Source organism: Paraflavitalea sp. CAU 1676, from assembly GCF_029223285.1.
Classification (GTDB): Bacteria; Bacteroidota; Bacteroidia; order Chitinophagales; family Chitinophagaceae; genus Paraflavitalea.
In genome coordinates this window covers 304,074-326,533 of the sequence record NZ_JARHUJ010000005.1, presented here as the reverse complement: position 1 = coordinate 326,533, position 22,460 = coordinate 304,074, and the positions used below count along the sequence as shown (strand labels likewise).

Annotated in this window: 24 protein-coding genes and 1 other RNA gene; 10 read left to right on the top strand and 15 right to left on the bottom strand. The window is 49.3% G+C overall.

Features of this window, described 5'->3' with window-relative positions:
* Window positions 1-366 precede the first annotated feature (366 nt).
* Window positions 367-876: a hypothetical protein gene (locus P2H89_RS17855; RefSeq protein ID WP_275829311.1), complete on the top strand. Its 510-nt coding sequence runs from the start codon at window positions 367-369 to the stop codon at window positions 874-876.
* 561 nt (window positions 877-1,437) lie between these two features.
* Here P2H89_RS17855 and ssrA read toward each other — a convergent pair.
* From ssrA to P2H89_RS17835, 4 genes are all read right to left on the bottom strand, one after another.
* Window positions 1,438-1,810: a transfer-messenger RNA gene (ssrA, locus tag P2H89_RS17850) on the bottom strand.
* 737 nt (window positions 1,811-2,547) lie between these two features.
* On the bottom strand, window positions 2,548-3,900 hold the full coding sequence (gene rseP / locus P2H89_RS17845) for an RIP metalloprotease RseP (RefSeq protein WP_275829309.1): 1,353 nt from the start codon (window positions 3,898-3,900) through the stop codon (window positions 2,548-2,550).
* 295 nt (window positions 3,901-4,195) lie between these two features.
* Window positions 4,196-5,365: a 1-deoxy-D-xylulose-5-phosphate reductoisomerase gene (locus tag P2H89_RS17840; protein WP_275829307.1), complete on the bottom strand. Its 1,170-nt coding sequence runs from the start codon at window positions 5,363-5,365 to the stop codon at window positions 4,196-4,198.
* A gap of 87 nt (window positions 5,366-5,452) precedes the next feature.
* The gene (locus P2H89_RS17835) at window positions 5,453-6,946 is read right to left on the bottom strand and encodes a GH3 auxin-responsive promoter family protein (protein ID WP_275829305.1); all 1,494 of its coding nucleotides are present in this window, start codon (window positions 6,944-6,946) and stop codon (window positions 5,453-5,455) included.
* Window positions 6,947-7,661: 715 nt separating this feature from the next.
* On the opposite strand from P2H89_RS17835, the gene rplU reads away from it, so the two are divergent.
* From rplU to P2H89_RS17820, 3 genes are all read left to right on the top strand, one after another.
* Window positions 7,662-7,964, top strand: coding sequence for a 50S ribosomal protein L21 (gene rplU / locus P2H89_RS17830; protein ID WP_275829303.1), 303 nt, complete (start codon window positions 7,662-7,664; stop codon window positions 7,962-7,964).
* A 90-nt stretch (window positions 7,965-8,054) separates the two neighbouring features.
* On the top strand, window positions 8,055-8,312 hold the full coding sequence (gene rpmA / locus P2H89_RS17825) for a 50S ribosomal protein L27 (protein WP_275829301.1): 258 nt from the start codon (window positions 8,055-8,057) through the stop codon (window positions 8,310-8,312).
* A gap of 683 nt (window positions 8,313-8,995) precedes the next feature.
* Window positions 8,996-10,678 (top strand): DNA polymerase/3'-5' exonuclease PolX, encoded by a 1,683-nt coding sequence (locus P2H89_RS17820; RefSeq protein WP_275829299.1) that lies wholly within the window; start codon window positions 8,996-8,998, stop codon window positions 10,676-10,678.
* 112 nt (window positions 10,679-10,790) lie between these two features.
* Here P2H89_RS17820 and P2H89_RS17815 read toward each other — a convergent pair whose 3' ends face one another.
* The 8 genes from P2H89_RS17815 to P2H89_RS17780 all read right to left on the bottom strand — a co-directional run bounded on the left by P2H89_RS17815 (window position 10,791) and on the right by P2H89_RS17780 (window position 15,627).
* Window positions 10,791-11,075 (bottom strand): hypothetical protein, encoded by a 285-nt coding sequence (locus P2H89_RS17815; protein ID WP_275829297.1) that lies wholly within the window; start codon window positions 11,073-11,075, stop codon window positions 10,791-10,793.
* On the bottom strand, window positions 11,072-11,725 hold the full coding sequence (locus P2H89_RS17810; protein WP_275829295.1) for a hypothetical protein: 654 nt from the start codon (window positions 11,723-11,725) through the stop codon (window positions 11,072-11,074). The genes P2H89_RS17815 and P2H89_RS17810 overlap by 4 nt, the downstream gene beginning before the upstream one ends.
* Window positions 11,726-11,747: 22 nt before the next feature.
* On the bottom strand, window positions 11,748-11,963 hold the full coding sequence (locus P2H89_RS17805) for a hypothetical protein (RefSeq protein ID WP_275829293.1): 216 nt from the start codon (window positions 11,961-11,963) through the stop codon (window positions 11,748-11,750).
* Window positions 11,964-12,117: 154 nt separating this feature from the next.
* Window positions 12,118-13,653, bottom strand: a complete 1,536-nt coding sequence (locus P2H89_RS17800; protein WP_275829291.1) for an FAD-dependent oxidoreductase — start codon at window positions 13,651-13,653, stop codon at window positions 12,118-12,120.
* Window positions 13,654-13,722: 69 nt separating this feature from the next.
* Window positions 13,723-14,313 carry a DUF4142 domain-containing protein gene (locus P2H89_RS17795; protein ID WP_275829289.1) on the bottom strand — a complete coding sequence of 197 codons (591 nt, stop codon included), beginning with the start codon at window positions 14,311-14,313 and terminating at the stop codon, window positions 13,723-13,725.
* Between the two features lie 17 nt (window positions 14,314-14,330).
* A complete protein-coding gene (locus P2H89_RS17790) occupies window positions 14,331-14,807 on the bottom strand; it encodes a hypothetical protein (protein ID WP_275829287.1) in 477 nt (158 codons plus the stop codon).
* Between the two features lie 27 nt (window positions 14,808-14,834).
* Window positions 14,835-15,155: a DUF6496 domain-containing protein gene (locus tag P2H89_RS17785; protein ID WP_275829285.1), complete on the bottom strand. Its 321-nt coding sequence runs from the start codon at window positions 15,153-15,155 to the stop codon at window positions 14,835-14,837.
* Between the two features lie 10 nt (window positions 15,156-15,165).
* Window positions 15,166-15,627, bottom strand: coding sequence for an Hsp20/alpha crystallin family protein (locus tag P2H89_RS17780; RefSeq protein WP_275829283.1), 462 nt, complete (start codon window positions 15,625-15,627; stop codon window positions 15,166-15,168).
* Window positions 15,628-15,832: 205 nt separating this feature from the next.
* On the opposite strand from P2H89_RS17780, the gene P2H89_RS17775 reads away from it, so the two are divergent.
* The 3 genes from P2H89_RS17775 (at window position 15,833) to P2H89_RS17765 (ending at window position 17,537) form a co-directional block, all read left to right on the top strand.
* Window positions 15,833-16,303 carry a PA2169 family four-helix-bundle protein gene (locus P2H89_RS17775; protein WP_275829281.1) on the top strand — a complete coding sequence of 157 codons (471 nt, stop codon included), beginning with the start codon at window positions 15,833-15,835 and terminating at the stop codon, window positions 16,301-16,303.
* A 49-nt stretch (window positions 16,304-16,352) separates the two neighbouring features.
* Window positions 16,353-16,928: a DUF4142 domain-containing protein gene (locus P2H89_RS17770; RefSeq protein ID WP_275829279.1), complete on the top strand. Its 576-nt coding sequence runs from the start codon at window positions 16,353-16,355 to the stop codon at window positions 16,926-16,928.
* Window positions 16,929-17,243: 315 nt separating this feature from the next.
* Entirely contained in the window at window positions 17,244-17,537 is a 294-nt protein-coding gene (locus P2H89_RS17765) for a hypothetical protein (protein ID WP_275829277.1), read from the top strand.
* Between the two features lie 79 nt (window positions 17,538-17,616).
* Here the strand turns inward: P2H89_RS17765 and P2H89_RS17760 are convergent, their stop codons facing one another.
* On the bottom strand, window positions 17,617-17,763 hold the full coding sequence (locus P2H89_RS17760; RefSeq protein ID WP_275829275.1) for a lmo0937 family membrane protein: 147 nt from the start codon (window positions 17,761-17,763) through the stop codon (window positions 17,617-17,619).
* Window positions 17,764-17,929: 166 nt separating this feature from the next.
* Here P2H89_RS17760 and P2H89_RS17755 point away from each other — a divergent pair, with 166 nt between their 5' ends.
* The 3 genes from P2H89_RS17755 to P2H89_RS17745 are packed head-to-tail and all read left to right on the top strand — an operon-like array spanning window position 17,930 to window position 20,405.
* A complete protein-coding gene (locus P2H89_RS17755) occupies window positions 17,930-18,853 on the top strand; it encodes a YihY/virulence factor BrkB family protein (RefSeq protein ID WP_275829273.1) in 924 nt (307 codons plus the stop codon).
* Window positions 18,854-18,867: 14 nt separating this feature from the next.
* Window positions 18,868-20,088 (top strand): FAD-dependent oxidoreductase, encoded by a 1,221-nt coding sequence (locus P2H89_RS17750; RefSeq protein WP_275829272.1) that lies wholly within the window; start codon window positions 18,868-18,870, stop codon window positions 20,086-20,088.
* Window positions 20,089-20,117: 29 nt separating this feature from the next.
* The gene (locus P2H89_RS17745; protein WP_275829270.1) at window positions 20,118-20,405 is read left to right on the top strand and encodes a hypothetical protein; all 288 of its coding nucleotides are present in this window, start codon (window positions 20,118-20,120) and stop codon (window positions 20,403-20,405) included.
* Between the two features lie 52 nt (window positions 20,406-20,457).
* Here the strand turns inward: P2H89_RS17745 and ligD are convergent, their stop codons facing one another.
* Both ligD and P2H89_RS17735 read right to left on the bottom strand, forming a co-directional pair.
* Complete coding sequence (gene ligD, locus P2H89_RS17740) at window positions 20,458-21,381, bottom strand: non-homologous end-joining DNA ligase (RefSeq protein WP_275829268.1); 924 nt, start codon at window positions 21,379-21,381, stop codon at window positions 20,458-20,460.
* A gap of 123 nt (window positions 21,382-21,504) precedes the next feature.
* Window positions 21,505-22,278 (bottom strand): Ku protein, encoded by a 774-nt coding sequence (locus P2H89_RS17735; RefSeq protein WP_275829266.1) that lies wholly within the window; start codon window positions 22,276-22,278, stop codon window positions 21,505-21,507.
* Between the last annotated feature and the right edge of the window lie 182 nt (window positions 22,279-22,460).

The following is a 22,460-nucleotide window of genomic DNA, read 5'->3' as shown; positions in this document are numbered from 1 at the left end:
TCACGTTTTTACTCACGGAATTCTCACGAAAATAGCCCGTCTTCAATATCAAAGTGCATGGTAGTGCAATCTATGAAATTAGCTATCAGCAAGCGTTTTAAACGAAAAAGCCCACCAGAGCTATATTCCAGTGTGCTATAAGAGGGTGGAGTCCGCCGGCAGATTGTCGAACCAATTAAAGGAATTCATTAAGCGTATAAGTGTTGTAAAACAATTGATAGATAAAATATCGCTCATCTCCAATGTGTAAGAACCATTATGCAATAAGGCTGTGGCTAAATGGATTTGAGATTGAAATTGTGCTGGGGATCTTCACCAAGTTTCTATATTCGCAATATAGCTCACGTATAAATAACTTTCATATTTATGAGGAAAGCGTTTTCCACGATAATAATTATCCTTGCTGTTGTTGCGATGTTGTCGTTTGCCGCTTACTATTGGGCCATTTACTCCATGGGCAAAAATTTTGTACACGAACCTCTGCCGGAAGGACATAGCAATGTGGTACCTGCGGAATCAATGCCCAATCGGGTTACCTTTCCTACTTCTTATTCCAAACTGGGACTAGATACAACATTGGGAAAATACCTATCGCAGCATCCACATTACAGGCTACCAGATACTGTTAATTTACCTGCGCCAGTTGAATGTGGTTGCGATTGTGGTGATTTTGACCAGAAGATTTATTTTGATGCCAAGCCCAGAGAAATATATGTAGTTACCTATGCTGTTGGTGAAACAACCGGAGGTGTTATCGATGTTGTATTTACGTTCAAAAACGCGCAATGGACTTGTTCGAAATCATATTACCTGGATAGTACCGAAAAGGCGCGGATGATAAACCGGCTTGAGCGGGAAGTGTTGAGTAAGATGTAAAATAAAGTTGCCTGAAAAATTTGTATAAAACTCCTGCTCTATCTGGACAAAAAATTTCCCCACTCGATACGACCTTGAGCATAACCTTTTGAAGACCTTTGGGAATCAGATTGACCTCCGGCTGAGTAAGCGGCTGAAGCAGTTCAATGAATTCATCCTCGTCGTCATAGCATCCAAACTGCAATACCGATCTGTTATCAGATAGCAACCGGAGCGCCACCTCCTTGTCCTCTTCATATACATGCACTTTTATTACTGCCCATTGTTCGTATCCCTCATCTTCAAAGGAAACCTCAACGGTATCTTTGCTCACTACTTCTGTCACGATCTTCGCCACTAGGGAGCCATGCTTTTTTACCCGTTCTTCATATGTCGTTTTGTTCGCTAAAAAATAACAATATCCACTACTTGCATCTAAACGTCATAATTACGAATCATATCCAATCAATCCTACCGGATTCGAACCTGAAACCAATTCATTCTAAAGACATAAAACATCTTCAAAAGATCAATTCGATTCCTTAAAACACAGAACCCGCTACAGGAGCGGGTTCTGCTATTTCGTGGAGTCGAGGGGACTCGAACCCCTGTCCAAACATATCCTCCAAAAGCTTTCTACATGTTTATTTGATTATTACTTGTCGGGGACGGGCAGGAAACCAACAAACCAACCTGATCCTTAGCTGGATAGTCTTAAGCTACCGGCACAGCCTACGGCAGCAGCAATCTGTATTTGTTTTGAGTCGGCGGCGGGGCTTGGTAACAGATCAACCGGCCCGGCGGCCCAAATGACTATCTAATCACTGATTAGGCAGCCATGGCATACTGAGTATTGCCATTTGAGTTTTGAATATTCAGATTAACGTGCTAATTATCCAACGCACGACATGCTTACACTTTCAAAGATCTACGCTGTCAAAACCAATACGACCCCATCACTTTCGCTGAGCGTTTCAGCGATTGTAGTCTGCAAAAGTAATACATTTTCAGCAATTTCTGGTAATCAGGCGGTAACCGGGGCGACAGGCGGAGGTCGTGTTTTTTTGGGGTGGGAGAATGGTAGTGGACCCTGGGTGAGGCGGTCGTTGTTGCTACCGAGTTTGATCAACAGGCTGAGTCAGCAGGCAGAGGCGGTTGTTTTTGGGGGAGGTTGATCGGCTGGTCCGTTGCCAGAACCGGTAGCCGGAAACGGGAGGCTGAGGCAAGCGGTCCCAGGTAAATGGGCGTTTTGTGCGGGAAAAGAAAAGGCCCCTGTGGAAACAGGGGCCGTTAACCAAAACTAACTGCTATGAGAAAACTCTATGTAAAACTTACTAAGTACTTTTTGTTCGATTGCCTGATGACACAAAGTAACGCCACGTTTACCCCGTTTGGAAATGCTTTTGGACGAATTGCACGTTTGACTTAGTAAAACGTAGGAAATGGCAGATGGACGGAGAAACCCTCCCAAGGCACGCCAAAACCCGCTACCAGCCTGCAATCAAACCCATATCAACCAATAACCACTTCGTGGTATTTTAGGTACCCGCATTTGACACGGCACCTGGCTTCTTAAGTACTTATTATAGACACACCACAAAGCACAATTCCGCCACCACCATTTAACAAAAATCAAAACGGGCTGCAAGCACTCTGCCTGCAGCCCGTTTCCAATATCTTAACGAAGCTCCTTTATTTGAACAGATAACGCCAGAAGTCCAAGCCGATCGCATAGGCCATCAAGCCCAGCAACAGCACCATACCCACCATTTGGGCATACTCCATGAACTTATCACCCGGCTTACGGCCTGTGATCATTTCATACAGCGTAAACAGTACGTGACCGCCATCCAGCGCCGGTATCGGCAGCATGTTCATGAATGCCAGCACCACGCTCAGCAGCGCCGTCATGCTCCAAAACAGCTCCCAATCCCACTGCGATCCAAACATATTACCTATGCTCAAAAAGCTACCCAGCGACTCGCTCGCCTTCACCTCTTCCGAGGTGAACAGCAGCTTAAAGTTCTTCACGTTCATCACCAGGTTCTCCCAGCCCTTGTGTACGCCGGCAGGGAAGGCAGGCAGAAAATCATACTTCTGTTTGTAAGATCCAGCCAGATCCTCTGTGGAGACGTAGAATCCAATACGACCCGTCGTATCAGCCTTGGCCTTTACGATGACCGTATCCTTGCCGCGCAGCACCGTCAACGCCACTTCCTTGCTCTTCAATTTCGGCACCTGCGCCAGGTATTCGTCGTAATACGTCACCGGTGTGCTGTCAACCGCCAGCACCTGGTCACCTTTATACAGGGAGTCCTGCGTAAACTTGCCTACGCCCGAAAACACCGTATCTACGATCGGCGCCACACGTGGCTTCACAAAGGTGCCTTTTGATTTGATCAGGCTATTAATGGTACCCTTTGGCAGTTCGAGGTTAATGATCTGTCCATTACGATTCACTTGCACCGATTTACCCTCATCGAGGATCAGATCGCGCGTGAGGGAATAATAATCTTTTACAGGCTTGTTATCGATGCTAACAAATACGTCTCCATTCTTCAGACCCACCTTTTCGCTGATGGGGCTCACCATGATTCCATGCTTCAGGTTCGACATCGGCAAACGGTTCTCACCCCATACCCACAGGATCATCGCAAACAGGAAGAATCCCAGCAACAGGTTCACGGTAACCCCGCCGATCATGATGATCAGGCGCTGCCAGGCTGGCTTACTCCTGAACTCCCAGGGCTGCGGCGCCTGCTTCATTTGTTCTTTGTCCATGCTCTCATCGATCATACCGCTGATCTTTACATAACCACCCAGCGGCAACCAGCCGATGCCGTACACCGTTTCACCAATCTTCTTTTTGAACAAGGAAAACCAGGGATCGAAAAAGAGGTAGAATTTCTCTACGCGGCACTTAAACCATTTGGCGGGCAAAAAGTGACCCATCTCATGCAGGATCACCAATATCGATAAGGAAAGGATCAGTTGCAAAGCCTTGGTTCCGACGGAAGCCCAGTCAATGGCCAAAATTGTGATCATAATCGTGAATAGTCAGTCGTGAATCGCGTGAGGTTGCAACAGCAAAACGCCTGCTCCCCTTCACTCCTGCCTTTACTTTAGAGTTTTTTATTTTATTTCCAGATCTAATCGCTGTTTGCCTGCCTTTCATCCCGGATCTACACTTTTACAACCTGCACATTCCGGAAAGGCATTCAAAACCGCAGTCCTTAATCCCAAATATCCTATAATAAATGGGATATCCATGCCGCTCAACCAAATTCGTATATTATTAACGGAAAATACAACCCTCTTCTGATGCGAACCGTATTGAAAATCAGAGCTTAATTACCGAAGCGGCGAAATTACGGGCCTCAGCGTCGCTTTCATAGTACTCTTCCAGGGTAGGCTTTTCAATAAAGGGTACCTGCTGCATGGTACGCTCGATCAGGTCGGTCATGTCCAGGAACCCGATACGGTTGCGTAAAAAGGCAAACACCGCGATCTCGTTGGCCGCATTCAATACGCAGGGCACATTACCGCCCTGGAACAGGGCATCGGTGGCCAGTACCAGGTTGCGGAAGGTCTTGGTATCCGGCTCCTCGAACGTGAGCTGGGCCGGTTTGCGGAAATTATAACGGGGGAAACTATTGGGCAGCCGGTGCGGGAAGGTGAGCGCATACTGGATGGGCAGCTTCATATCGGGAAGTCCCATTTGCGCCTTGATGCTGCCATCTTCAAACTGCACCATGCTATGGATAATACTTTGGGGATGCACCTGCACCGAAACCTGGTCGGGCTGCAGGTTGAACAGCCAGCGGGCTTCAATCATCTCCAGCCCCTTATTCATCAGGGTAGCCGAGTCGATCGTGATCTTCGCCCCCATATTCCAGTTGGGATGCTGCAGCGCATGATCGCGCTTTACATTCACGAGGTAATTGGGCTTTTTGCCGAGGAAAGGTCCGCCCGAAGCGGTCAGGATCACCTTCTCGATCATATTGCGGGTTTCCCCTACCAGGCACTGGAAGATGGCCGAGTGCTCCGAATCGACGGGAATGATGGGTGCGCGGTATTCCACTGCTTTCTGCATCACGATATCACCTGCCACCACGAGGGTCTCTTTGTTGGCCAGTGCAATGGCCTTACCCTGCTCTACGGCCCGCAAGGTGGGTTTTAAACCGGCAAAGCCTACAATGGCTGCCAGCATCACATCGTAGACATCCATCGATGCCACTTCTTCGAGTGCGGCTTCACCGGCAAACACCTTCGTATCGGTATGCGCCAGCGCCGCCTTTACATGGGGGTACTTGCGCTCGTCGCCAATCACTACAATATTCGGATTGAAACGCAATGCCTGCTCCACCAGCAACTCGTCATTGCTGTGTGCCGTCAGCACCTCTGCCGTAAATTTATCGGGATGCTGGGCAATCACGTCCAGCGTTTGTGTACCGATCGATCCTGTAGATCCAAATAAAGCTATGCGTTTCTGCGGAAAACTATTTGACATGAACCGGTTTTTGAAAATAGCTTAATACTTACCAAATAAAGCCCGGCCGGAAGATAGAAAAATATCCCCACAACCAGGGGCCCTTCCCTACTCTACATACTTTTCCAGGGCTGTTGCAATCTTACGGTCGTTACTCAGGCGGGGTACTTTGTTTTGTCCGCCCAGCTTTCCGATCGACTTCATATAATCTATGAACCCGTTCTTCTTCACCGTACGGATGTGCAGTGGCAATAAGATATTACCGGTTATGAGATCGTTATAATAGATGTTTTTATTGCGGAGAAAATTATCCACCCTATGCGCAAAGCGGGCTATATCGGCCGGCTTGTTCTCGAACTCGATAAACCACTCATGGTACGATTTGCCATTACCCTGGGTGATCATGGGCGCTACCGTAAACTCGGTGATGTGTACACCCTCTTCTTCCGCCGCTTTGATGAGACTGTACTCTACTTCTTCGCCGATCACGTGCTCGCCAAAGGCTGAAATGAAGTGCTTGATGCGGCCCGTTACCACAATGCGGTAAGGGTCGGTCGATACGAACTTCACGGTATCGCCGATATTGTAGCCCCAGAGGCCTGCGTTGTTGTTGATGATGAGGGCGTAATTCTCTCCCACTTTCACATCCTTCAAACTAAGGCGTGTAGGCGAATTGGAGAATACCTCGTTGGCTGGTATGAACTCAAAGTAAATGCCACTGTTCGTATTCAACAGCAGGCCCTCTGCATTCTGCGAATCCTGGAAGGCCATAAAACCTTCCGAAGCAGGGAATGTCTCGATGGCATGGATCTGCTTACCGATGCTTTCAAACAGCTTATTACGGTAAGGCTCGAAGTTGACGCCACCGTGTACCAGTACCGAGAAATTGGGGAAGATGTCTTTGATCTTTTTACCCGTAAGCTGATGTAAACGGTCGTAATACATCTGCATCCACGGTGGTATGCCGCTGATGAGCGTCATATCCTGGTCGATCGTTTCGGCTACGATGCGGTCGAGCTTGGTTTCCCAGTCTTCGATACAATTGGTTTCGTACGAAGGCAGCTGGTTCTTACGCAGGTAATTGGGCACATGGTGGTTCACAATACCACTCAGGCGGCCGGTGGGGATGCCCCCTACGCGGTCCAGCTCCGGACTGCCACTTAAAAAGATCATTTTACCATTGGTGAACTGGCTATTGCCGGTTTCAGCAATATAACAAAGCAGCGCATTGCGTGCACTGTTGATATGGTTGGAAATAGACTCTTTGGAAATGGGTATGTACTTGACGCCGCTGGTAGTACCCGAGGTTTTGGCCAGGTAGATCGGCTTGCCCTTCCACAGGATGTTGTGGCGGCCCTCCTTGATCTTTTCAATATAAGGCTTGAACTGCTCGTAGTCGCGGATGGGTATGGATTGAATGAACTCCTCGTACACCGAAACGTTCTGGAGCTGATGATCCTTCCCGAACTCAGTAGTCTTACCTACCTTCAACAGTTCCTTCAGAATATTTTCCTGGTCTGCCACAGCCGAGGTCATTCCCTTCCGCACACCCTTATATACATAATTGGCAAATGGTTTTGCCAGTAAAGATTTGATTTGCATAAGTTTAATCTAAGGCGCAATCACACGAAATTAGGGTTAATTCACTTACGAAAAAAGCTAATCTACCCACTACCGGCGGGGCCAAATAAGCACAACGAATTGGATTAGAGTCACATTAGAAAGCTCCCTGCTTAACGCCCAACAAAACGATACGAATCACACATTATTATATAGGCCCCTGGCGGTCGCCAGCCACCCATCATACAGCAAAAGAGCTACCCACCCGGTTCAAGCCTTCGGGCTCCTCCATGGTCCACCCCACAACAGATGCATTGTGTCCGCCGCCCCCAGGAAAACCTTCAGGGTCAGCTCTACTGCGATCCCAATACCGTGTGCCGTGCCCACCACACCTCCCAAGGCTCCTGGGGCCTGCTTTCCGGCGCCCCCCAACTCCTTGCCTCCACACTTCCTCAACTGCCACTGGACAAGCGTCCCTGAGACTAAGCAACTTGTCCACATCTCCCCAGACCAGCTTTCGGGCCCGCCTCAAGGCTTTCACCAAGCTCCTGGAATCCTGCACCACCCGCTAACTGCCTGGTTTTTACACCGCTAACAATAAGCTTCAAAATCGGCCCGCGCCATATTATTGTGTATATTTGCCGCCCTAAAGGCAGAAAGACTGGAAGTAATCGACAGATGTTAAAAAAAATTGCCGAAAAGCCCGTGTAATCTGCCTTAATCATATTACCTTTGCACTCCTAATTTTTGGAAAGTTATGTTAGCAATAGTTAAAATAGCCGGTCAGCAATTTAAGGTTCAGAAGGACCAAACTTTGTATGTTCCTCATGTAGACGGTAACGCCGGTGATAAAGTAGAATTCGCAGAAGTACTGCTGGTAAGCGCAGACGGAAATCTGTCTGTAGGTACTGCAGTAAAGGCAACCGTTAAAGCCGAAATCGTTGGTCAGGTACAAGGTGACAAAGTGATCGCCTTCAAAATGAAAAGAAGGAAGGGTTTCCGCAAGAAACACGGTCACCGTACTCACTACACAAAAATTAAAGTAACAGATATCGCTTAATAGTGATCCTACTTGAAAAGACGCCGGCTTGCACAACAGGTCTGCTTCTTTCCAACACTTAAATTTTTCAAATCTTCAAATCAGTTCATCATGGCACATAAAAAAGGGGAAGGTAGTGTAAAGAACGGCCGCGACTCCCAGAGCAAACGCCTTGGCGTTAAGATCTACGGCGGTCAACCTGCTATTTCCGGTAACATCATCGTTCGTCAACGCGGTACTTCTTATCATCCTGGTAAGAACGTAGGTGTAGGAAGAGACTTCACACTGTTTGCCTTAAACGACGGTGTAGTTGAGTTCAGAAAAACGAAAGATGATAAAACTGTTGTAAGCGTACTTCCAGTGGCATAAGATATTTTTTTTACAAATTGTAAAAAAAGTTTTGGCGGTTTCAAATTAGTTTCTATTTTTATGGTAGTATTTATTTACTAACCATTTTAAATTCACAAAACATGGCAACTAAGAAAAAAGCCGCAAAGAAAGCTGCAAAGAAAGCCGCTCCTAAGAAGAAAGCTGCTCCAAAGAAAAAAGCTGCTAAGAAAGCTGCTAAGAAGTAACTTCTTAAGAACGCAGAAAATATCAAGTCCCGGACACAATCCGGGACTTTTTTTGTTTATATACAGTACCGGATACTCCCCGCAAAATCAAGCTCCGCCTGCATTTCAGCCAAGATCGACCACCATGCGTATGCGCCGGCGATCGCCTGTCAACGGATCTGAAACAGATCTGGCCTCGCAAAAAAACGGTGATATCAATACGCCCCCGCTCCTACACTCATCACTCTTCACCACGCTGTCCACTTGAATGCGCAGATCGTGCCGATGCATGTGGGGATCATATGCTGTCTGGAATAAAAGTGATGGAGGTGGCGTCGCGTGCCGGGATCGTACTCGGTGAAGAAACGAATGTACTGGTCGTTCCGCTGCATCTCGGGATCGCACCCTGCCGGGAGCGAATGTACTGATCATGCCGCGGCGCGTCGGGATTGCACCAATGCTTTTATGTTTTTGCTTTCCCTTCCCTACTTTTGCCACATGACCATCGACAATTCCTATATAGCCGACCAGTTTGACCTGCTGGCCAAACTCATGGACATTCACGGAGAAAACAGTTTCAAATCCAAAACATACTCCGTTGCAGCCTTCAATATCGAAAAGATGACCGACAACCTCGCCAACCTGCCCGCCACCCAACTGTTCGGCGTGAAAGGTATCGGTGACTCTGTCGGTAAGAAGATCATCGAAATGGTACAGAACGATGGTCGCCTCAGTGTACTGGAAGAATACATTACCAAAACGCCACCCGGCATTATCGAAATGCTGCAGATCAAAGGCATCGGCCCTAAAAAGATCGCTACCATCTGGAAAGAAATGGGGGTTGAAACCATTGGCGAACTACTCTATGCCTGCAACGAGAACCGCCTCATGTTGTACAAAGGCTTTGGTGAGAAAACACAGAAGAACGTTCAGGACTCCATCGAATTCTATATGCGCAGCCAGGGCAGTCACCTCTATGCCGATATAGAAAGCTACGCACAGACCATTGAAAAAACACTGGCCGCACAGTTCTCCCCGGCGCTCCTCTCCCCCACGGGCGAGTACCGCCGCCAGCAGGAGATCATCGACCAGCTCGCCTGGGTAACGACCGCCACCATCCCCGAACTGCAGGCCTTTCTCGAAGCCAACAACTTCAGCACCGTCGAGAGCAGCGATGCCATCCTCACGGTACGCGGTCCCGAAAATGTACCCCTCAAATTCTACCACGCTCCCGAAAACCTGTTCTATAAGGTATTGTTCACTACCACCAGTACCGACGATTTCGCACAGGCATGGCAGGCTTTACCCGGCTGGGATACCAACGCCACTTATCTTTCGGAAGAAGCCATTTTCACTCAAACCAATATCCCGTATATCGTTCCCGCTATGCGCGAAAGCGCCGGCATCCTCACCAGCCGCCGTATACCGGCTACCCTTATACAGCCTGGCGATATCAAAGCCATCATCCACAGCCATAGCGACTGGAGCGACGGCGCCAACACCATCGAAGAGATGGCCCAGGCAGCCATCGCCAAAGGATTCGAATACCTCGTCATCAGCGACCACAGCAAAAGCGCCTTCTACGCCAAAGGCCTCTCCGAAGAGCGCATCAAAGAGCAACACTACTATATCGAGGAGCTCAATAAGAAATACGCTCCCTTCAAAATATTCAAAAGCATCGAGTGCGATATCCTCAACGATGGTTCACTCGACTATTCCAACAACGTACTTGGCACTTTCGACCTCGTCATCGCTTCTGTACACTCGAACCTCAAGATGACCGAAGAAAAGGCCATGGGCCGCGTAATGGCAGCCATTCAGAACCCGTACACCACCATCCTCGGCCACATGACCGGCCGCCTGTTGCTGAGCCGTCCCGGTTACCCGCTCGATCATAAACTGATCATCGACACCTGTGCCGCCAACAACGTAGTGGTTGAACTCAATGCTCACCCCCGCCGCCTCGATATCGACTGGCGCTGGATCGACTATGCGCTCGAAAAGAACGTATTGCTATCTATCGATCCCGATGCCCACTCGGTAGCAGGGTATGACGATTGCCGTTATGGCGTGCTGGCCGCCCAAAAAGGGGGCCTCACCGCCGACCGCAATCTATCGAGCTTTACCCTGCCCGCTTTCGAGGCCTTCCTGGCCGCCCGCAAGGCAGCTAAAGGGATCTAGCGCACAAAACGATACGACCTTGTCCAATGCGTGCAGCGCCAACAGGTATGTTGGCGCTGCACGCGTGATCGATCATCTACAGGGTTGCGCTCCCCATCAATGTGAATATTAATTACTGCCAGCGCCCTCCGCGAAACAAGACCATGAGGATATAGGCCAGGTATAACATCGCTGGCACGAAGATTACCAGCAACAGAAGTTTGGCAGCTACCGGATACTGGTGGCTCTGCAGCCAGAGGCCGCCGGTGAGCACGATCGTCAGCACGCCCAGTATTGTCATCCATAGACCCGCGTTGTAATCACTCACCGTATTATCGCCCAAGCCAATCACAAAGAAATAAAGAATGACCAGGGCAGCCACGGCATCTACGGCCCACATGATCCAGAATAAGATCATATTCCGTTGCTTTTATTGATCAAGGCTTCCATGATGTTCAACATCGCATACATCGTTTTACCTGCCAGCGGATCATTGAACAGCGTCATTTGCGGAGCCTCGCCAAAATACAATCCGTGTGAGGTAAGCATGTTCAGCCGCGCGTAACCATTTGCAGGGGCACCCGGGCGTTCGCCCTCCCAGGGACCAATATGCGGTACGATCTCATAACCATATCGAATAACATCATCGATCCTGGTACTGATCTCCGCATCTTCCTGATCCAGCACCACACCACCACCTGCATAATTATAATAGCGCGCCGTATGATCAGTATATACAGCCAGGAGGTCTACTCCCCCATTCAGCGCCACTTCAACCACCATACCGTAGATCTTTACCGGGGATGGTGGCAGATCGCCAAGCTGGCGCAGAAAATGGCTGGCCTGCAGGTAATGACGCGACTCCAGTGCCGGCGTACCAACAATGGCACGCAGCGCCTGTATCGCTTCGTCCGGGTGACCGGTGTCCAGACTGTGTTTGGCTTGTTTAAATAAGTTCCAGGGCATTCCTTCGGCATTCACGCCGGCCCATTGGTTAAGGGGAAGGTCACCAAACAACATATCTCTGACCGTTGTTTGTTCGGGAGCTTGTTCAAGTGTTGTGTTCATGGCAAATGATTATAGAATAATATTAAGAAGCGCTGATCATCAAAGAATAAGCTGTGGCCCGGTGCGTGTGCCCCGTTTTCCGCACGAGGATGATCTCGCGTTGGCTCACAGCCTCAAACGGAAGTGGAAAATCGGCTTGTTTGATAAAACGGGCCGTATAAGTCCTGTATACAGAAAGGATGATCCGGCCAAGCAGTGAATGCATTTTATTGGCCATAAAGGTGATTGTTCTTTTCATATTGAGGGTTTAATTCGTTTGCTCCCTCAAAGATGTTCACTAAACCAGCGTTTGCATAATATTACCTCGCAAATGGTAGGAACCAGCTAATAAACCGTAGAAAAAACCCGGTAAACGGCATTTCAATGCCCCCATTCCCCCCACCAACAGTTTCCTAGATCACTACTTTTCCCTGCTTTACATCATACACGGCAAGGCTCTTCCTGGCAGGCCCGGTCAACACCTCTCCCGTAAAAGAGAAACGCGATCCATGGCAGGGGCAATCCCACGACTTCTCCGCATTGTTCCACTGCACCGTACACTTGATATGCGTGCAGCCCGGATCGATTGCATACACCTTGCCCCGCTCGTCTTTATAGATACCCATCTTCTTTCCTTCAAACTCTACGATGCGCCCCTCACCCGGCGCCATATCGGCCAGTGCCGGCAACTTTTCCTGCGGGAACAATCCACCTACCCATTTGCCGGCCACATCGGCCGCTTCCTTTACAAAATTGGCGAACCCTGCTACCGGTTTAATGCGGTTGGGATCGAGCAGTTCTTCCAACTCACTGGCTCCGCTCACGATCAGGTCGCGCAACAGCATCCCCGACAACGTTCCATAGATCATTCCATTGCCACCGAACCCCGTGGCCACATAGATATTGCCCGGATGCCCGGGCAGGTGACCGATGTAGGGTAAGCCATCCGTTGGTTCAAAATACTGTGAGGACCATTTATAAGGAATGGAAGCCACTTCGAAATAATTGCGCACATGACTTTCCAGTCGCCTGAAGCAGGCTTCTGTATTGTCTTCATGACCCGTTTTATGATCTTCCCCACCCACGATCAGGTATTTTTCGCCATTCACCTCTTCGGTGCGGTAATAATGGTAGGGATCGTGCATATCATAAGCCACCGCATCGGGATACCCATCGCCCTTCAGTTTCACGCCCAGCACATAACTGCGGTAAGGCGCACATCGAAAATGCAGCAGGTTTACGCCCGGTGGTATATGCGTTGCATAGATCAGCTGCCGGCATTTGATGTTGCCCTTGGTAGTGATCACTTCGATGGTCTCGTTGTCTTCTGCATGCAGCACGCGGCAGCCTTGCAACAGCACACCACCTGCCGCTTCAAAGGCCTTTGCTATGCCATGCAGGTATTGAAGCGGATGGAACTGCGCCTGGCCTTCCCATATCGAGATCTGGTGGTACGGAATGGGCAGCACCGTTTCATTGACCAGGCCAACCGCCACACCAGCTTCTTTCGACGCCGCGATAATCGACTCCAGCGCTGAGCTTTCTTCTTCGGTGGTAGAAAACAAGTAACCCGGCAGCTCCCTGAACTTACAGGCGATATTGTAGCGTTCTATATTCGATTTGATGAGGTCGATGGATTGCCGCGCCCCCCGGGCGATCAGCTGCGCATCTTCTGCCGAAAAGTTTTGTTTGATCTGCGCGTACGAAGAATCCATAAATGTATTCAGGTGCGCCGTGGTACCGCCTGTAGTACCAAACCCAATATTGTGCGCTTCCACCACTACACAACGTTTGCCCGCCTGTTGCAACAGCAAGGCTGTGGTAATACCTGTAATGCCGCCTCCCACGATCACCACATCCTGTATGCCTACAGGAATAAAGGCCGCACGCGAAACAAACTCCGTGACTGAAGTTTGCCATATACTTTCGCAGGCTCCATCTCGTAACATAACGATTGTTTTTTATGATCTGTCAATATGAAAAAAGACGGCCGCGAGGCCGTCCCACAAACCCCAATGTTATTGAAGTTTGACTCTGCAAGATTCCAATTGTTGCTGATGGGCCTTGAGTTTGGGCAAAGCTTCATCAGCAAATTTTCTCACGCCTTTGTTTTTTGCTGCGTCCGACTCGGCCGCAAAACGGCTTATGTCTGCAGCATTCCGGGTTACCATTTTTTCAACCCACTGCCGGTCAAAAGCAGCACCGGCGAGATTTTTCAGTTCTTCATAGCTACCATCGGAGAACCTGCGACCAGTATCGGGCCGCTTTTCGTCCTTCGCCAATTCCAATAGCCTCCGGTGCATCGCATGCTGATCATCTGCAATGACCTGGGCTACCTGCTTTACGGTTGCATTGGCGCCTTGCTGTAACGCCAGCTCTGCCAGTGATATCGTTTCTTCGGTACGCCCTAATGCATCGTCAACAAAGTTCTTATTGGCAGCCGTCGTATCCACGACCACCTGTTGCGGAAACTTTGTACTGGGGTCAACATGCTCAGCGACCATCTGCGAATCGACTGGCCGCTCCTGTACATCGGGCTGGCCATCACCGCCGCAGCCGGTCAGCATACCGGTTGCCATTATCAATACTATCAACGCATAATACTTCATAAGATCGATTCGTCGTGTCAGGTAATGATCCCGTCGAGGATAAAGGGGATCTTCTGGATATAGGTTTCATCGTAATCCCAGCCACTGCCGGGTATCTTGAACAACTGCCACACGTGGTTCTGCAACCTCACCAGCGTAAACATATACCGGCGGTTGGCGGCGAAGATCTCATACACCAGATAGCCTGCCGTATGGTCGGCATGAAAACCGAAATGGATTTGTTTGCCGTTCTCTTCTTCTTCGAGCCAGGTGAGCGTCTTTTTACCCCAATCGAAGAAATAGAGGTGTTCTACCTTTTTGCCGATCGTGGCAGCCAGACTGGTAAATCCAACATCCTGCTCCACCCACTCGCCGCTTTCCACATCCATAAAGAAGATGTTCTCATAACCGTCTTCAAACACCGCATGAAACATGCAGTGTACGGGATGGGTCATCTCGTTCAACTCCACCCGCTGGGTAGTTCCGTCGACTTGTAATTCTAGCGTGTGTTCCATATCAAAGCAATGTTCATAGTGACATAATTAAGCCCTGCTGCGCCGGCTCCTTTTGGCAGGCGCTTTCTTCGCGGCCTTTTTCTTAGCGGCTTTTTTCGGAGCAGCTTTCTTTTTAGGAGCGGCTTTTTTCTTAGCGGCAGCTTTTTTAACTGCCCTTTTCCCGCTGCTGGCTTTCGTGGGGACTTTAGCGCCTTTATCACGTGCTTCTGAAAGTCCGATCGCGATTGCCTGCGCACGACTTTTCACTGTTCCCCCTTTGCCGCCCGGGCCCGACTTCAAGGTTCCCTTCTTTCTGCGCCGCATGGCGCTGGCCACCGATTTCTCAGCTCCTTTTGAATACTTAGCCATAACATCAGTATTATTTAATGGGCACCAACACCCGGTCGCACGAACCATCCACCGCCGGCCGGCGCAAAGCACCTTTCATCAATTCTATAAAAAGGATACCGCCTTCAAGCCTGGCCGATGCCGATTCAACATCTTCCGGCAACAGGAAACTCCGGCAAAAAGGCTCAATACAGAACTCCTTTTTATAAAAGTGGTGTACTGCTTCGTATTGTTCGGGAACGCAACTAACACCACCTTTTATGACCAGCACATCGTCTTCCAGCAAAACCTGCAGGTCGCAGGATTTATAACCGGGTAATGCCAGTTCCATAATATACCCGGCTGTCAGTTCCGCAATATTGATGGCCGGTTTACCGGGAGCGCTCATCTCCCCCCGCAACTCTTCCTGCAAATGATCCATATCGGAAAAACATCCGCAGAAAGTGCGCACCAGTGCGTGATCCTCAATCCTTGATAAACCTGTTGCATTCATACAAATAGTGTCCTTATAACACTAGTTATAAAATTCTCATGCCATCTTCAAAATGTGATCTGATGACTTCCCGCCATTATTTGTGCATCGCGAAATGTGGCTACGAGGAAGTCCTTCTACAAATCAACCCATGCGCTCAACACCTCACGGAATGGTATCGTTTTTAACTGCTTAAATTATCCGTTTAACCATAAAAAGGATATTTATGCAACACAATGAAGAACTGATAGAAGTGCTGAATGACCTTGTTCGCATCAATAACGATCGCATAGAAGGTTATGAAAAAGCCATCAATGAAACCAAGGATATCGATGCCGACCTCCGTACACTCTTCCGTCGTATGGCCGACCAAAGCCGCCAGGCCAAAGCCGAGCTGGTACAGGAAGTGCAAAAACAAGGTGGCGGGGCCGATACCAACAGCACCACCAACTCGGGTAAGATATACCGGGCGTGGATGGGCGTAAAAGCAACATTCTCCGGTAAGGACCGCAAATCAGTGCTGGCCGCCTGCGAATTCGGGGAAGATGCTGCACAAAAAGCTTATAAGGAAGCACTAGAATCGGAATCCACCATGGATGCGGATGTGCGCCAGCTTATTGTAAAGCAACAGGCATCCCTGAAAGAATCACATGACCTTATTAAAAGGCAGCGCGATATGCAGGCTGCGAATAAATAGCAACGAAATACCCACAAGAGATCAAATCAAGCAGTAAAATAAACCACACATGAAAAAGTACATGCACAAATGGACACTCCTTCTGATGCTGGCAGGTAGTTTGATAGTAGCTTGTCAGGACGAATCAAAACCTGAAGAAAGCAAAGAAGTAGCAGAAGAAAAGAATGAGGATAAATTCAAGACAGACTCATCAGAAGACAAGGCTGCCTTTGTAGTAGATGCCGTTTCGGGCAATATTGCAGAAGTGAAACTGGCCCAGCTCGCGATCGAAAAATCCTCCGACAAAGAGATCAAAGACATCGCAAAGTCGCTGGAAGCCGACCACACTGCCGCACTGAACGACCTGAGAACGCTGGCCACCAATAAGGCCATCAGCATTCCTACGGACGAGCCTGATAAAACAAAAGAACAGATCAAAGACCTGAGCGACGATCAGCCGGCAGACTTCAACAAGAACTGGGTGAAGGCACTGATGGATAAACACGAAAAGACGATCAGTGATTACGAAAAGGAATTGAACAACTCGAAAGATGAAGACATCAAGGCCTGGATCACCAAGGTGCTCCCTGTTATCCGCACCCACCACGACAAGTTAATGGCAATCAACTCAAGGGTTAAAAAATAAGTTTTTCATAAGGCACATTGGACTTTACAAGGGCTGGTTTCTACCGGCCTTTCTTTTTGCCCGCTCCTCACCTGCACAAGCCATTACCGTCTTTAAAAGCCTTTCCCAGCCCCAACAGGAAGCTCAGCCTATCACCCCCACGCTACCTCAAACCCAGCCAATGATGCCCGTAAAGCATCTCTCAAAGCCGTTCCGTGCATCCCACCCGATCGCGCACTCCATCCACCGGGTGTTCCTCATTCTGTTGACATTTCTCTACTTCCGCCATCCAAAAACAGATGGCAATATTTTTTTATACCATTCCTAAAAGCGAAAATGCTTAAGGATCAATCCAATCAATTACCCTATTTGAAGAGCCTCACGAACTGCCTGAATAAGATCAGGACAGGAGGTTACACCGAAAGCTTTAAGAGAGTGGCAAAAGGTCTGCGCGCCCAACACTCCCAACAGGTTTATCCGCCTGGCGCCTACCGGATCATCAACACCTTCCAGTTTGAAGGCCTTTCGCGCCCCGGCCAAAATGCCGTGATCAGCATCATTGAAACTATCGATGGCCTTAAAGGCACCTTAGTGAACGCGCCTGTATTCCCCTTAAGAAATAATAAATGAGGTTGTTTCAACCAGCCGGTCAACTACCGGCGGGGAAACAACCTCATGGTGTAGTGTCTGTGTTACCCTTTAATAATTGTCAATTGGCTCTGATCAAACCGAGCAATAATGAAATCACCGCCAGTACGATCAGAATATGGATAAGCCCGGAGGCACTGTATACGAAGAACCCCAGGATCCAACCTATCACAAGGATTACAGCGATAAGATATAAGATACTCCTCATGTTGAAATGTTTACCAATACCTATAAAAATCTCACGCCCTTCGGCGCCTGGTAACACATTTCTTAGTTCTGTAGATGCTTTTCCCCACGAATGTTCAATTGTTGACTATTTACATTCCTTCAAAGGTCAATTCTTTACACGGCATGCTTCTTTTCCACATATACTTATGAAGCACGTCAGCTCATTTTTCAGGATACTCAAGAAAGCAGCCCTCGCCTTCATCGAAGACAATGGCTTCAAGCTAAGTGCATCTCTTTCCTACTACACTGTATTCTCTATTGGCCCCATACTCATCATTATCATCTCGCTCGTGGGCATCTTTCTGGGCCGTGATGCCGTGCAAGGCAGGGTGTATGAACAGGTAAAGGGATTTATCGGCAGCAGCGCAGCCGTACAGCTCCAGGAGATCATCAAGAACATTGAATACTCGCAGTTCAAGACCACCGGCCTCGTTATCGGCATCATTATGCTGCTCTTTGGCGCCAGCGGGGTGTTTACCGAAATACAGGATTCGGTGAATCGTATCTGGTCTATCAAAGCGAAGCCACAGAAAGGCTGGCTCAAGTTCATCATCAACCGCCTGCTCTCCTTTTCGCTGGTGGTGGGTATGGGATTCATCATGCTCGTGTCATTGCTCATCAGCACGGCGCTCGATGCCCTCAGTGGTTTTCTGCAGCGGTTCTTTTCCGAAGACATCATTGTGCTCTTTTATATACTGAACATCATCATCGTGATTGCCGTGATCACCGTTCTGTTCGCCATCATTTTCAAAGTACTTCCCGACGCCACCATTCATTGGCGGGATGTGATCAAAGGCTCACTCTTTACCGCTATCCTTTTTATGGGAGGAAAATTCCTCATCAGCTTCTACATCAGCCGTTCCAATGTGGGTGTTACGTATGGGGCCGCCGCTACCATCGTCATCATTCTGCTCTGGGTGTATTACTCATCGGTAATACTCTACTTCGGGGCCGAATACACCAAGTGTTACGCCGTAGAAGCCGGATCGGGCATCAAACCCAAAGACACCGCCGTCTTTGTGGTGAAGCAGGAAGCCAAGGAGATTCCCCCATCGTATCTCGATACATAAAACAACTGAATACAATGCACCTTCGCTCCGATAAACCATACGCGTTATTACGGCATGGGCTGGCCCACATTTATCCATCCATCCGGAAAGACATTAAAGCCGATGTGGCCATCATCGGCGCAGGCATTACAGGCGCCCTCATCGGGTGGCACCTTATACAACAAGGCATTCAACCTGTGATCGTCGACCGGCGGCACGCCGGCACCGGCAGCACCGCTGCCAGCACTTCCCTGCTTCAATACGAGATCGACACACCCTTGCACAAACTTATCGGCCTCGTGGGCGAAAAGAACGCCGTGCTCAGCTACCTGCTGTGCAGGCAGGCCATCTACGACCTGCATGAGATATGCAAACAGCTGCCGGCGCAGCCCAGCTTTATCCTGCGTCCCAGTTTCCAGTTCGCCTCTTACAACAACCACGTCAAAGAACTCGAAAAGGAATACTTTCTGCGCAAACGGGCAGGCTTCAACCTGCAGCTGCTCAGCAACGACGACATCACCCGTCTTTTCGGCTTCTCCAAACCGGGCGGCCTGCTCTCGGCCGACGGCGCCATTACAGAAGCCTACGAACTCACGCACGCCCTGCTCAAGCACGCACAGGATAAAGGTGCGATCGTGTACGACAATACCATGGTGACCCAGGTGGAATACGAAGACCACGGCGTAACCCTGCAAACGGAATGGGGATCAAAGATCACCGCAAAGAAACTCATCATCGCCTGCGGCTACGAATCGCAGCAATATCTGCCGAAAAAAATTGAGCGATTGCACTCCACCTATGCCATCATCAGCGAACCCTTCTTCGCCAAAGAGTTCTGGCACGAGAACGCGCTGATCTGGGAAACGGCCAATCCCTATTTGTATATCCGCGCCTCGGCCGATCAACGTATACTCGTGGGCGGTAAGGACGATGCGTTCTACAACCCCAACCGGCGCGATGCCAATATTGCCCGCAAAACACAACAACTCGAAAGCTCTTTCACCCGGCTCTTTCCCCAGATACCCTTGCGTACGGACTTCGCCTGGGCAGGTACCTTTGCCAGTACAAAAGATGGTTTGCCCCTGATCGGCACCATACCCGAGCGGCCACATACCTGGTTTGCCCTGGGGTTTGGCGGCAACGGCATCACCTTCAGCCTCATTGCCGCACAGATCATCAGCGATTTATTATCAGGCCGCAAAAACGGCAACAGCCAGCTCTTTCAATTCGACCGCAAAGGAGCCGGGGTGGCATAGGTTTGGTAACCATACTCCAAACGAAGGATATGAAAAATCTAACCCGCCCGGCTTTCATACTGGCGATGATAGGGACCGTTTTGATACTAATCGGTCTCGTGGCCATGCCACGCTTTGAAATGGGCACCTATATCATGTATGCAGGTTTCCTGCTGGCAGGCATCTTTTGGTTATGGGCCATCTGGGACGTGATCTCTGCCCCCGATCTGAAGTATTACCAGAAAATGTTCTGGCTCATCCTAACGGTCTCCGTCCCTGTGATGGGTGGATTACTCTTTTACATCATGCACCAGAAAAGCAATAAGATCGTTACCTAAAAAAGGGAAACCGCCAAGTTTCCCTTTCATCATATCCGTTTATGAAGCTCTTTTAATATCCAAGATTCTTCAGGCAGCCTTTCAGGTTGTTTCCGTCCTTCAGCACCATATAGAACAAATCGCCCAGCTTCTTCACCCGCTTCGCAATATTGTAGATGGTAAACTGCGAAGGATGCAATCCGCTCTTTACTTCTTTCCACAATAAAGGTGTAGATACCGATGCAGCCGGCACCGGCCGCAAGCTATAGGCAGATGCCAGCGTTTGCCCTTTCGAATTTTGCAGGTAATCTACGTAGATCTTAGGTCCCCGTTTCTTTAAAGATCGTTCAAGCGATGTGATACCGGGCAACTGCTCCTGCACCAGCGTTGCTACGATGTGCGCAAACTCTCTCGCCATTTCATAGGTATAGCGGGCGTTCAATGGAACGTACACATGCAGTCCGGTAGCGCCCGAGGTTTTGCAGTAGCTCACCGCCCCTGCCCGGTTCAGTACTTCCTGTACCGCCTGCGCCACCGACACGACCTGATCGAAGGTATTTTTATCCGACGGATCGATATCGATCATGAGGTAAGTAGGTTTGTCGGGTGAGCGCGTTGTCGAATTCCAGGGGTTCATTTCGATGCAACCCAGGTTGGCCAGGTACAATAAAGTGGCTTTATCGTTACAGACGATGTAGTTCACTGTTTTTTGTGAAGACTCCGCAAACACATCGTACGACTTCAACCAGTCCGGCCCGTCCTCTGCCGCGTCTTTATGATAGAACCCTTTATCGGTGATGCCATTGGGATTCCGTTTCAGCGACAGCGGCCGGTTCTTCAGGTATGGAAGGATCACATCGGCCATAGATTCATAATACGCGATCACATCCCCCTTGGTGATCTGTTCTTCCGGAAAATAGATCTTCGACAAATTGGTCAGCTTGAGCGACCGCCGGTTGATAGTGACGATACTATCTTTAACTTCTTTTACTGCCATACAACACATTTAAGCTTGATATACTTTAACCCCCACAGCAATCGGGCCGTGCGGTACGGAGTGAGCGCCACTACCAGCAATGGAGCAGGCCCCCACTATTGGACAGCGCATAAGACCAGGTCTCTACGACGCCTTCCGTTTCTTCGTTTCCAGGCTGGCCTTCAGTTGCGACATCAGGTCTTTGGCACGCGAGTGCACCACCTTCATATGAGGTGCAGCCACCTTGCGACCCTTCGCCTTGGCCTTGATCAGCTTCATCAGCTTATCGGCATACGTATCTTTATAGGCCGAAATATCAAACTCTTCGGTAAGCTGATCGATCAGCGACAATGCCATCTTCAATTCGGTGGGCTTGCTCGTGAGCTTGGGTATGTTGAGGTCTTTGGGCCGACGCACTTCCTCTGCGAACCTGATCTTCTGCAATACCAGCACTTCCTCCCCTGCCCTGATCAAACACAGACTTTCCTTGCTGCGCAAAACAAAGCTGCCCAATCCCGCCTGACCGGTCTTCTTCAATGCACTCCACAATAAAGCATAGGCCCTGGCGCCCGACTTATCGGGCTCGATGTAATAAGGCGTTTCATACAACATCGCGTCCACGGCCGACTCCTCCACAAAGGCCATGATATCGATATTCTTCGTTTTCTCGGGCGCTGCTTTTTTAAAATCATCATCGGTCAACACCACATAACGCCCATCGAGGTTATAGGCCTTCACGATGTTGGCCCAGGGCACTACTTTGCCCGACTTCTCATTGACCCGTTGGAATTTAATGTTCGCATGGTCTTTCTTATCCAGCATATCCAGGTCGAGATCGCTTTCCTGGATCGCGCTGTATAATTTGATCGGTATGTTCACCAGCCCAAAGCCGATGGTACCACTCCATATTGCACGCATAACAATTGGTTTTTGAACATACCACCATAAAAATGCTGCCGCCCTTCCTCACAACAGCCAGCCCCCAGCGACCATTTGCAGCAGCTTTGGCATAAAATGATGATTCACTGTAGATACCACTACACAAACCAGGGCAATTCTGCCTTTATTCCACAGTTACTACAGGAGGAATATGAATTGAT

Excerpts from the sequence above, each read along its gene's own strand:
- P2H89_RS17855 (WP_275829311.1), top strand. The coding sequence starts at position 367 with ATGAGGAAAGCGTTTTCCACGATAATAATTATCCTTGCTGTTGTTGCG.
- rseP (WP_275829309.1), bottom strand. The coding sequence starts at position 3,900 with ATGATCACAATTTTGGCCATTGACTGGGCTTCCGTCGGAACCAAGGCT.
- P2H89_RS17840 (WP_275829307.1), bottom strand. The coding sequence starts at position 5,365 with ATGTCAAATAGTTTTCCGCAGAAACGCATAGCTTTATTTGGATCTACA.
- P2H89_RS17835 (WP_275829305.1), bottom strand. The coding sequence starts at position 6,946 with ATGCAAATCAAATCTTTACTGGCAAAACCATTTGCCAATTATGTATAT.
- rplU (WP_275829303.1), top strand. The coding sequence starts at position 7,662 with ATGTTAGCAATAGTTAAAATAGCCGGTCAGCAATTTAAGGTTCAGAAG.
- rpmA (WP_275829301.1), top strand. The coding sequence starts at position 8,055 with ATGGCACATAAAAAAGGGGAAGGTAGTGTAAAGAACGGCCGCGACTCC.
- P2H89_RS17820 (WP_275829299.1), top strand. The coding sequence starts at position 8,996 with ATGACCATCGACAATTCCTATATAGCCGACCAGTTTGACCTGCTGGCC.
- P2H89_RS17815 (WP_275829297.1), bottom strand. The coding sequence starts at position 11,075 with ATGATCTTATTCTGGATCATGTGGGCCGTAGATGCCGTGGCTGCCCTG.
- P2H89_RS17810 (WP_275829295.1), bottom strand. The coding sequence starts at position 11,725 with ATGAACACAACACTTGAACAAGCTCCCGAACAAACAACGGTCAGAGAT.
- P2H89_RS17805 (WP_275829293.1), bottom strand. The coding sequence starts at position 11,963 with ATGAAAAGAACAATCACCTTTATGGCCAATAAAATGCATTCACTGCTT.
- P2H89_RS17800 (WP_275829291.1), bottom strand. The coding sequence starts at position 13,653 with ATGTTACGAGATGGAGCCTGCGAAAGTATATGGCAAACTTCAGTCACG.
- P2H89_RS17795 (WP_275829289.1), bottom strand. The coding sequence starts at position 14,313 with ATGAAGTATTATGCGTTGATAGTATTGATAATGGCAACCGGTATGCTG.
- P2H89_RS17790 (WP_275829287.1), bottom strand. The coding sequence starts at position 14,807 with ATGGAACACACGCTAGAATTACAAGTCGACGGAACTACCCAGCGGGTG.
- P2H89_RS17785 (WP_275829285.1), bottom strand. The coding sequence starts at position 15,155 with ATGGCTAAGTATTCAAAAGGAGCTGAGAAATCGGTGGCCAGCGCCATG.
- P2H89_RS17780 (WP_275829283.1), bottom strand. The coding sequence starts at position 15,627 with ATGAATGCAACAGGTTTATCAAGGATTGAGGATCACGCACTGGTGCGC.
- P2H89_RS17775 (WP_275829281.1), top strand. The coding sequence starts at position 15,833 with ATGCAACACAATGAAGAACTGATAGAAGTGCTGAATGACCTTGTTCGC.
- P2H89_RS17770 (WP_275829279.1), top strand. The coding sequence starts at position 16,353 with ATGAAAAAGTACATGCACAAATGGACACTCCTTCTGATGCTGGCAGGT.
- P2H89_RS17765 (WP_275829277.1), top strand. The coding sequence starts at position 17,244 with ATGCTTAAGGATCAATCCAATCAATTACCCTATTTGAAGAGCCTCACG.
- P2H89_RS17760 (WP_275829275.1), bottom strand. The coding sequence starts at position 17,763 with ATGAGGAGTATCTTATATCTTATCGCTGTAATCCTTGTGATAGGTTGG.
- P2H89_RS17755 (WP_275829273.1), top strand. The coding sequence starts at position 17,930 with ATGAAGCACGTCAGCTCATTTTTCAGGATACTCAAGAAAGCAGCCCTC.
- P2H89_RS17750 (WP_275829272.1), top strand. The coding sequence starts at position 18,868 with ATGCACCTTCGCTCCGATAAACCATACGCGTTATTACGGCATGGGCTG.
- P2H89_RS17745 (WP_275829270.1), top strand. The coding sequence starts at position 20,118 with ATGAAAAATCTAACCCGCCCGGCTTTCATACTGGCGATGATAGGGACC.
- ligD (WP_275829268.1), bottom strand. The coding sequence starts at position 21,381 with ATGGCAGTAAAAGAAGTTAAAGATAGTATCGTCACTATCAACCGGCGG.
- P2H89_RS17735 (WP_275829266.1), bottom strand. The coding sequence starts at position 22,278 with ATGCGTGCAATATGGAGTGGTACCATCGGCTTTGGGCTGGTGAACATA.